This is a genomic window from Micromonospora globispora, from assembly GCF_003857015.1.
Classification (GTDB): Bacteria; Actinomycetota; Actinomycetes; order Mycobacteriales; family Micromonosporaceae; genus Micromonospora; species Micromonospora globispora.
Genome location: NZ_QGGF01000068.1, coordinates 1 through 8,773, shown reverse-complemented (window position 1 = coordinate 8,773; position 8,773 = coordinate 1). Strand labels below are relative to the sequence as shown.

The 8,773-nt window shown below is 71.1% G+C and carries 10 protein-coding genes; 5 read left to right on the top strand and 5 right to left on the bottom strand.

The genetic code is table 11. The annotated features are described in order from the left end of the window. Positions 1-733, top strand: a 733-nt coding sequence (locus DKL51_RS02265) for a winged helix DNA-binding domain-containing protein (RefSeq protein WP_148097707.1), incomplete at its 5' end; no start/stop codon positions are given. Between the two features lie 108 nt (positions 734-841). Here DKL51_RS02265 and DKL51_RS02260 read toward each other — a convergent pair. From DKL51_RS02260 to DKL51_RS02245, 4 genes are all read right to left on the bottom strand, one after another. Beyond that, entirely contained in the window at positions 842-2,050 is a 1,209-nt protein-coding gene (locus tag DKL51_RS02260; RefSeq protein ID WP_109964652.1) for an ABC transporter ATP-binding protein, read from the bottom strand. Between the two features lie 9 nt (positions 2,051-2,059). Then, positions 2,060-2,896, bottom strand: a complete 837-nt coding sequence (locus DKL51_RS02255) for a carbohydrate ABC transporter permease (protein ID WP_109945816.1) — start codon at positions 2,894-2,896, stop codon at positions 2,060-2,062. 1 nt (position 2,897) lies between these two features. Continuing rightward, positions 2,898-3,893 (bottom strand): carbohydrate ABC transporter permease, encoded by a 996-nt coding sequence (locus DKL51_RS02250; protein ID WP_109945817.1) that lies wholly within the window; start codon positions 3,891-3,893, stop codon positions 2,898-2,900. A gap of 76 nt (positions 3,894-3,969) precedes the next feature. Continuing rightward, the gene (locus DKL51_RS02245) at positions 3,970-5,259 is read right to left on the bottom strand and encodes an ABC transporter substrate-binding protein (RefSeq protein ID WP_109964651.1); all 1,290 of its coding nucleotides are present in this window, start codon (positions 5,257-5,259) and stop codon (positions 3,970-3,972) included. Between the two features lie 232 nt (positions 5,260-5,491). On the opposite strand from DKL51_RS02245, the gene DKL51_RS02240 reads away from it, so the two are divergent. The 4 genes from DKL51_RS02240 (at position 5,492) to DKL51_RS02225 (ending at position 7,763) form a co-directional block, all read left to right on the top strand. Then, positions 5,492-6,070 (top strand): mycothiol-dependent nitroreductase Rv2466c family protein, encoded by a 579-nt coding sequence (locus DKL51_RS02240; RefSeq protein ID WP_109964650.1) that lies wholly within the window; start codon positions 5,492-5,494, stop codon positions 6,068-6,070. 51 nt (positions 6,071-6,121) lie between these two features. Further along, positions 6,122-6,823: a VOC family protein gene (locus DKL51_RS02235; RefSeq protein ID WP_109964649.1), complete on the top strand. Its 702-nt coding sequence runs from the start codon at positions 6,122-6,124 to the stop codon at positions 6,821-6,823. A 185-nt stretch (positions 6,824-7,008) separates the two neighbouring features. Then, positions 7,009-7,440 carry a RusA family crossover junction endodeoxyribonuclease gene (locus DKL51_RS02230; RefSeq protein ID WP_109945821.1) on the top strand — a complete coding sequence of 144 codons (432 nt, stop codon included), beginning with the start codon at positions 7,009-7,011 and terminating at the stop codon, positions 7,438-7,440. Between the two features lie 47 nt (positions 7,441-7,487). After that, a complete protein-coding gene (locus DKL51_RS02225; RefSeq protein WP_109945822.1) occupies positions 7,488-7,763 on the top strand; it encodes a hypothetical protein in 276 nt (91 codons plus the stop codon). Positions 7,764-7,820: 57 nt separating this feature from the next. Here the strand turns inward: DKL51_RS02225 and DKL51_RS02220 are convergent, their stop codons facing one another. Then, positions 7,821-8,537, bottom strand: coding sequence for an AMIN-like domain-containing (lipo)protein (locus tag DKL51_RS02220; RefSeq protein ID WP_109945823.1), 717 nt, complete (start codon positions 8,535-8,537; stop codon positions 7,821-7,823). Positions 8,538-8,773: the final 236 nt, after the last annotated feature.

The window sequence follows — 8,773 nt, the reverse complement described above, 5'->3', positions numbered from 1 at the left end:
GGCGGCGGACGTGCTCGGCGCGGCGCTGGCCGGCGCCGCCCGGGTCGCCCGCGCCGTGCTGGCCGCGCTCAACGCGGCCACCGTCGCCACCGCCGGGCAACGCGGCTACCACCTGCTCTGGTACGCCAGCCAGCGCGGCGTCACCTGCATCGCCCCGCACGTCGGCACCGAGCAGACCTTCGCCCTGCTGGAGGAGTGGGTGCCCGACCCGCGCCGGCCGGAGCGCGACGAGGCGCTCGGCATCCTGGCCCTGCGCTACTTCCGCAGCCACGGGCCCACCACCGTCCAGGACTTGGCCCGGTGGACGGGGTTGACCGTCACGGACGCCCGGCGTGGCATCACCGTGGCCGGCGACGCCCTCGCCACCGTACGGGTGGAGGGTGTGCCGGCGGTGGTCGACGCCGCCCTGCTCGACGCCCCTCGCGAGCCGGTCGACGACCTGCACGTGCTGCCCGGCTTCGACGAGTATCTGCTCGGCTTCAAGGACCGCGCGCTGATGCTCGACCCGGCGCACCAGCAGGCCGTGATCCCCGGCGGCAACGGAGTCTTCCAGGCCACCGTGGTACGCGGCGGGCGGGTGGTCGGCACCTGGAAACGCACCATCGGAAAGACCCGGGTGACGGTGGCGGTGACGCCACTGGTCCCGTTCCGGGCGGCGGACCGCAAGCGGACCGAGGCCGCGTTCGAGGCGTACGGCCGCTTCCTCGGCCTGCCCCTGCGGTTCACCTGGTGACCCGCGAGTCCCCGGGGCAGGCGGGGTAGGGACACCGGCCGGCATTGGCCCGGCAACGGCCGCGGGGACCGGTGGTCACCCACCGGTCCCCGCGGCCGTGCACCTGGGTCAGTCGGCGAGGGCGCCGGACGCCCGGCCCTCGTGCAGGGTCAGGTTCCGCCCGGTGGACGGGTCGAACAGGTGGATCTTCTCGAGGTTGAACCAGACCCGCCGGTTCTCCCCCTCCCGCACCGGCGACTCGGCGGAGAGCCGGGTGACCAGGCTGGCGCCCGTACCGGTGAAGTCGGCCGCGCCCGCGTCGGCGGCCAGCTCCTCCAGTTCGGCGGCGCTGGCCCGCTCCCCCTCCACCGTGAAGTAGACGTACTTGTCCGAGCCCATCGACTCGACGATCTCCACCGGCGCCTCGAACTCCATGCCCCGGCGGCGGGTGTCGTCGTCGACCAGTCCGGCGTCCTCGAAGTGCTCGGGGCGGATGCCGAGGATCAGCTCGCGGGGCGCGTCGGCCCCGTCGAGCTGGCGGCGGAGCCGCTCGCCGATCGGCACGTCGCCCAGCGCCGTCCGCAGCTTGCCGTCCTCGACGGCGGCGTGCAGGAAGTTCATCGACGGGGAGCCGATGAAGCCGGCGACGAAGAGGTTGCGCGGGTGGTCGTAGAGCTCCTGCGGCGGGCCGACCTGCTGCACCGCGCCGCCCCGCATGATGACCACCCGGTCGCCGAGGGTCATCGCCTCGGTCTGGTCGTGGGTGACGTAGACGGTGGTGGTGCCGAGCTGCTTCTGCAGCCGGGAGACCACGGTGCGCATCTGCACCCGCAGCTTGGCGTCCAGGTTGGACAGCGGCTCGTCCATGAGGAACGCCTTGGGCTGCCGGACGATCGCCCGACCCATGGCCACCCGCTGACGCTGGCCACCGGAGAGGTTGGCCGGCTTGCGGTCCAGCAGCGGGGTCAGCTCCAGGACCTTCGCCGCCTCCTCGACCTTGGAGTCGATCGTCTCCTTGTCGACCTTGGCCAGCCGGAGCGGGAACGCCATGTTCTCCCGGACGGTCATGTTCGGGTAGAGCGCGTACGACTGGAACACCATCGCGATGTCCCGGTCCCGGGGAGCCTTGTCGTTGACCCGCTCCCCCGCGATCCGCAGCTCACCGGAGCTGATGTCCTCCAGCCCGGCGATCATGTTGAGAGTGGTGGACTTCCCGCAGCCGGAGGGGCCGACCAGGATCACGAACTCGCCGTCGGCGATCTCCAGATCGACGTCCTGCACCGCCACGGTCCCGTCCGGGTACCGCTTGCTCACCTTGTCGAGCACGATGTCAGCCACGACTACCACCTATCCCTTGACTGCGCCGGAGGTCAGGCCGGAAACGATGCGGCGCTGGAAGAAGAGCACGAACAGGATGATCGGAATGGTGATCACCACGGCGGCGGCGCAGATCGCCCCGGTGGGGTCCTCGAACTGCGACGCGCCGGTGAAGAACGACAGCGCGGCCGGCACCGTGCGGGAACGCTCGGTGGAGGTCAGCGAGATGGCGAAGAGGAAGTCGTTCCAGCAGAAGATGAAGACCAGGATCGCCGTGGTGAACAGCCCCGGCGCGGCCAGCGGGGCGATGACCCGCCGGAATGCCTGACCCTGGGTGGCGCCGTCCATCTTCGCCGCCTTCTCCAGGTCCCACGGGATCTGCTTGAAGAACGCCGACAGCGTGTAGATCGCCAGCGGCAGGGCGAAGGTGATGTACGGCAGGATCAGCCCCGGCCAGGTGTCGAAGAGGCCGAGCTGCCGCTCGATCTCGAACAGCGGCGACACCAGCGACACCTGCGGGAACATCGCGATCAGCAGGGAGACGCCGACCAGCAGCTTCTTGCCGGGGAAATCCAGCCGAGAGATCGCGTACGCGGCCATCGCACCAAGGACCACCGCGACCAGGGTGGCGATCAGCGCGATGCCGATCGAGTTGACCAGGGCCCGGATGAACTGGTCGGTGGCGAAGATCGTCCGGTAGTTGTCCAGCGTCCACTCCCGGGGCCAGAACTTCCCGTCGGCGAGCGTGGCCGGCGTCTTGAACGACAGCGAGGCGATCCAGAGCACCGGGATGAACGCGAAGACGACGACGATGACGTCCAGCAGACCCCAGCGCAGCTTCGCCCGCGTGGTGGTTTCGGTGGCCATCTCAGCGCCTCTCCCCATCGTCGCTGCCGGGGGCAGCGGTACCGAACAGCTTCACGAAGACGAAGGCGATGATCGCCACGGTGAGGAAGATCAGCACCGACATCGTCGAGCCGATGCCGAGGTTCAGACCCCGGATCAGGTTGTTGTAGGCGAGCATCGACACCGACGAGGTCTCGTTGCCGCCCGCAGTCAGCACGAAGATGTTGTCGAAGACCCGGAACGCGTCCAGGGTGCGAAACAGCAGAGCGACCAGGATCGCCGGCTTCATCACCGGCAGCATCACCTTGGTGAACCGCTGCCACGCGGTGGCGCCGTCGGTGGAGGCGGCCTTGAGCAGGTCCTCCGGGACCAGGGCCAGGCCGGCCATCAGCAGCAGCGCCATGAACGGGGTGGTCTTCCAGATCTCCGCCAGCATGATGATCGCCAGCGAGCTGGCCCGCTCGGTCAGCGGTGCGCTGCCGTCGAAGAGGTTCGCCAGGTAGCCGGTGCCGGGCGTCCAGGCGTACCGCCAGGAGAAGGCCGCGACGACCGTCACGATGCCGTACGGGATCAGCGCCGCGGTGCGGACGATGCCCCGGCCGACCAGCGTGCGGTGCATGAGCAGCGCCAGGGCCATGCCGAGCACCAGCTCGATCGCGACCGTGACCACGGTGATCAACGCGGTCACCCCGAACGCGGTCCACCAGAACTGGTTGGTCAGCACGGTGGCGTAGTTCTCCAGCCCGATGAACTCGCGCTGGTCGGGGAAGCGCAGGTCGAAGCGCTGCAACGACAGCCACACCGAGTAGATGATCGGGTACGCGGTGACCAGGACCATGACCAGCGCGGCCGGCGCGCAGAGCAGCCAGCCGAGCCGGCGTTCGGCCCGCTTGTTCTCGCTCAGCGGCGTCCTGGCCCGACGGCCGGCCCGCTGAGCCGGGACCGCGGCGTGCCGGCCGCCGGGGCGTTCGGCCTCCGCAGTGACCTCTGCACCCGCCGGGGTGGCGTTGATGCTCATGACGTCGCCTCCCTTCGGTCGGCGACGCCATGAGCCTCCATGGCGCTGAGCCGTTCGGTTCGCTCGCTACGCTCGCTCACGGGAGGACCCCCTTCGACTCGAGGGCGTCGGCGATGGCGTCACGCAGCTCGTTTGCCGACTGCTCGGGCTGGATCGCCGACGGCGGCGACAGGATCGCCGACATGACCGTGGAGATGCTCTGGTAGGCCGGGGTCAGCGGCCGGACCGCCGGCTCCTTGAGCTCGTCGAGGATGGTCTCCTTCATCGGGTACGCCTTGTCCATCTCCGGGTCGTCGTAGACCTTCTCGATGGTCGGCGGCACGCCGTCGTTGACCGCGGAGAACTTCTGGTGTTCGGCGTTGCGGATGCACGTGGCCGCCTCGAAGGACTCGGCCGGGTGCTTGGAGTAGGTGCTGACCGCCATGTTGACGCCGCCGATGGTGACCTTGCTCGGGGTGCTCGCGTCGATCCCCGGCACCCGGGCCCACTTGACCTTCTTCGCCAGGTCCGGGGCCGCCTCCTGCATGGCCGGGTAGACGAACGGCCAGTTGACCTCGAAGGCGCCGGTGCCGGACTGGAACTCCAGCCGGACCGGGTCCTCCTTGGCGTTGCTGAACGACGGCGAGGTCACGCCCGACGTGGCGAACTTCTTGAGCTGGTCGAGGGCCTTGACGGTGCCCTCGTCCATGACGGCCTTCTTGCCGTCGTCGCTGAGGATCTTCCCGCCGGCGCTCTCGGCCAGGGTGTTGTAGAGGACGACCAGACCCTCGTACTGGGCGCCCATGGTGAGCACCTGGTACGGCTTGCCCTGCTGCTTCAGCTCCTGGGCCGCGGAGATCATCTCGTCCCAGGTCTTCGGCGGCTGCTGCACCAGGTCGGTGCGGTACCAGAGGAGCTGCACGTTGGTGTTCTTCGGCGCGGCGTAGAGCTTGCCGTCGTAGCGCGCGGTGTCCAGCGGGCCGGCGAGGGTGCCCTGCTCCGCCTCCGCCTTGTCCTGCCCGGTCCACTCCCGGATCCAGTGCGCGCTGGCGAACTCCTGGGTCCAGGTCACGTCGAGGCCGAGCACGTCCATCCCGCTGTCCTGCGCGGCCAGCCGGCGCACCATCTGCACCCGCTGCTCGTCAGCCTCGCGCGGCAGCACCGAATAGACGATCTTGTAACGCCCCTGGGCCTGCGTGTTGCAGTCGTCGACGACCTTCTGCAGGTTCTGCTCCGGCGGGTAGTACAGGTTGATCGTGGGCGTACCGCCGTCTCCGCCGGACCCGCACGCCGCGAGCGGCGCCAGCAACGTCAGTGCGGCGGCTGCCGCCGCCGCACGGAATCGTGGTCGCCGCCGGCCCGCGGCCGCACCGGGGTCTGTCGTCATCGCCCTCCCCCTTTCTTCGGCGAGAGCCGGGGAGAGTCACCCGTGCCCCGGCGCACGGCGAGACGGTCGGGGCGCTAAGTGCGGCAAATCCGCCCGGCCCCGGGCGTTTCGTGCGCCAACAGTGCCCGACCGGCGACGCTGCGAAACCTGTCCGTCACAAGACGAGAGCGACAGGGGCTGTGCGGCGGATCACCGCGCTGCGGCACCGCTGGGCCGCGCTTACCCTCGGCGGATGGACGCCACCTTCTTCTTCGATCCCGCCTGCCCGTGGACCTGGCGTACCTCGCGCTGGCTGGTCGCCGTCGCCGAGGCCCGGGGGCTGAGCATCGAATGGCGGGCGTTCAGCCTGGCCATCCTCAGCGAGGGCAACATCGCCCCGCAGTACGCCGAGTCGCTGGCCGCCTCGGGCCGGGCACTGCGGCTGGTGGAGGCGCTGCGGGCCGAGGGACGCCACGACGACATCGCCCGCCTCTATGCGGAACTGGGCACTCGCAGCCACGACGCCGGCAACCCGCTCTCCGACAAGATCGTGACCGCGGCCGTCGAGGCGGCGGGCCTCGAGGAGGCGGCGCCGGCCCTCGACGACGAGCGCTGGGACCAGCAGGTACGCGAGTCGCACGCCCTGTCGTACGCCTCGGCGGGCCCGGACATAGGCTCGCCGGTGCTGATGGTCCCCGGTGCCCAGCGCGGCATCCACGGCCCGATCCTGACCGAGGTGCCCGGCACCGAGGACGCCCTGACGATCTGGGACTCCCTGCTGCCGCTGCTCCGCCTGCCCACCTTCCACGAGCTCAAGCGCGGCCGCCGCTGACCGGGCCACCGGCGGTGCCGGGGTGTCGCACCGGGGCGGCATGATGGCCGGATGATCGCGCGCTTCAAGGATCTCTGCATGGACGCCGCCGACGCCCACCGGCTCGGCGCCTTCTGGGCCGCCATCCTCGACGGGGAGCTGGTCGACACCGGCGACGGCGACACCCGGGTCGGTCCCCGCCCGGCCCGCTCGAAGGCCGAGTCGGTGTGGGTCAACACGGTGCCCGAGCCGCGCACCGGCAAGACCCGCGTCCACCTGGACCTGCGGCTCGCCGACCCGGACCCGGAGGCGCTGCTGGCCGCCGGCGCCCGGCTGGTCCGCGAACCGGACGCGGAGATCAGCTGGTGGGTGCTGGCCGACCCGGACGGCAACCAGTTCTGCGCGTTCCCGCCCCGCGAGGGTAAGCGGCCCGGCGTCTTCGAGCTGGTGGTGGACACCGCCGACCCGGTCGCCCAAGCCACCTGGTGGGCCGGCGTGGTCGGCGGGCGGGTGGAGACCGAGGAAGGCGTCGCCTCGGTGGTCGGTGCGGCCGGCTTCCCGTGGGACTACTGGGTCTTCGACCCGGTGCCGGAGCGCAAGCGGGTGAAGAACCGGGTGCACTGGGACGTCGACCTGACCGGACCGGACGCGACCGCGCTGATCTCCGCCGGCGCCACCCTGCTGCGCGAGCCCGACGACCGGATCTCCTGGTGGGTGCTCGCCGACCCGGAGGGCAACGAGTTCTGCGCATTCCCGCCGCGTCCCAGCCAGTGAACGGCGAGGCTACCCAGGGTCCGCGCGGTCGACTAGCGTTTCGGTAGCTCCGCAGCCAGCGCGTCGCCGTCGATGTCGATACGCCTCCGGCCGACCCCAGCCCGTCCGATCGGTTGGTTCTCGCGCGAAGTCACCTCTGCAGATCCACCGGTTGGGCAGGATCGTCCCCACAAGGAGGTGCCGTCGTGCAGGACACCCGCGCTCTCGCCCTGACGTTCGAGGTGAGCGGCCTGCCCCCGGTCAAGACCGAGGCCCTGTCCATCTTCGCCGCCGGGCACCGGCAGGCGACGCGGGTTCGCGCCCTGCTCCAAGCGGCCTGCGAGGCGGCCCAGCGCACCGGCTGGACCCCGCTCGCCGGCCCGGTCGAGGTGGACGTGATCCTGCGCAGCCCGCCGGGGCACCGCACCGCCGACGCCAGCACCCTGCTCGGCGGGGTCTGCGCCGTACTGCAGGACAAGAAGCGGGTGGCCAACATCGGGCTGGCCCACCTCGGCGTCCTGGTCGACGTCGCCCTGTTCACCGACGATCGGCAGATCCGCCGGCTGTCGTACGTCGAGGAGGCGGCGGAGGACTTCTCGTACCAGATCCGGGTGGCCGCCGTACCCACCGTGGTTTGACCGACGGCCGCGGTGGGGTACCGCGGACGCCGACGAAGGGAGCGCCGATGTCGGAGCCACATGTCACGCTCGACCCGAGCGGGCTCGATCCCGTGCAGCAGAAGCTGCGCGGCCCGCTGGAGGATCAGCTGACCTCGGCTTTGCAGGCGGCCATCGAGCGCGTCCGCGGCAGCTACGCGGGTGAGCCCGTCGAGGAGGTCTGCCGTCGGCTGCTCGACGAGACCCGCGCCGGCCTGCACCCGGACATCGCCGCCGGTTTCAACCCGGACATGAACGAGTTCTGCCGGGTGGCGGTGGCCATCGTCCGGGGCGAGGTTTCCTGAGACACGCCCGATCCGACCGCGCCGGCCCACGGTCGGCGCGGTCGGTCCGGTCCCGGGTCAGCTCCGCCGCACGTCGACCGAGACGACGTGGGTGCCGTCCGGCCGGGTCGACTCCGCGAGTCGCACCGGCAGCCGGCTGCCCGTGGTCTGCACCCCGAGGCCGAAGCTGAGGTACCCCTCGAAGTCGCCGGCGGGAGCCCAGCCGCGCAGCGTGGGGTAGCCGATGGTCCGCGCGGGCGCGCTCACCGTGCTGCGGCCGCTGCTGTCGTGCCCCTGAGCCGGGTTGAAGCGCACCGAGAGGAACGCGTTGCCGGGCAGACTCACCGGCGCGCCGCTGCCGTCGGACTCGACGCGCGAGACGTAGCCGATCTCGTAGCTCGGGGCCGGGCCGCGGAAGGCGAAGGTTATCCGGCTGAAGCCCTCGGACGGGTGGTCACCGACCTGGATCTGGACCAGGACGGGCAGCGGCTCCCCCGGTGCCGGGGTGACCGGCACCGTGACGGTGTGCGTCACCCGGGCCGGTGCGGCGGGCACGGCCCAGCCGTACGTCACCCGCCAGTCCCCCGCGGCCTGGCTCGGGGTGACCGGGGGTTGCGGGGTGGCGGATGAGGTGCCGGCCGGTGCGGTGCTGGCGGGTGCCGGGCCGGCGGTGGTCGCGCTGGGCGCGGGTGCCGCCGACGGCGCGGAGGCCGCGTCGTCCCGGCCGGTCGTACAGGCGGCCGCCGCGAGCAGCACGACCAGACTGGCGAGCAGTGGTACGCGCTGAGGTGTCATGACTCAGTCTGACGCCGGAAGTGCCCTGCGGCGTAGAGCCGATCGCCCCGTCTTCCGCCCCCGGTCAGTGCGGTGCCGTGGTTGTTGTGGCGTTCGTGGTTGCGGGTGAATGTCGTACCGGGTGTTTACCGTGCTGGGTGTGGCGGACCGGGAGCGGTTGAGTGTGATGCAGTCGTACCGGTTCGCGTTGGACCTCACGCCCCGGCAGGAGCGGGTGGTGTTGGCTCATGCCGGTG

What these genes read in the sequence shown, in the direction of transcription:
- DKL51_RS02250 (WP_109945817.1), bottom strand. Translation starts at nt 3,893, where the DNA reads ATGAGCATCAACGCCACCCCGGCGGGTGCAGAGGTCACTGCGGAGGCC.
- DKL51_RS02255 (WP_109945816.1), bottom strand. Translation starts at nt 2,896, where the DNA reads ATGGCCACCGAAACCACCACGCGGGCGAAGCTGCGCTGGGGTCTGCTG.
- DKL51_RS02235 (WP_109964649.1), top strand. Translation starts at nt 6,122, where the DNA reads ATGATCGCGCGCTTCAAGGATCTCTGCATGGACGCCGCCGACGCCCAC.
- DKL51_RS02245 (WP_109964651.1), bottom strand. Translation starts at nt 5,259, where the DNA reads ATGACGACAGACCCCGGTGCGGCCGCGGGCCGGCGGCGACCACGATTC.
- DKL51_RS02220 (WP_109945823.1), bottom strand. Translation starts at nt 8,537, where the DNA reads ATGACACCTCAGCGCGTACCACTGCTCGCCAGTCTGGTCGTGCTGCTC.
- DKL51_RS02240 (WP_109964650.1), top strand. Translation starts at nt 5,492, where the DNA reads ATGGACGCCACCTTCTTCTTCGATCCCGCCTGCCCGTGGACCTGGCGT.
- DKL51_RS02225 (WP_109945822.1), top strand. Translation starts at nt 7,488, where the DNA reads ATGTCGGAGCCACATGTCACGCTCGACCCGAGCGGGCTCGATCCCGTG.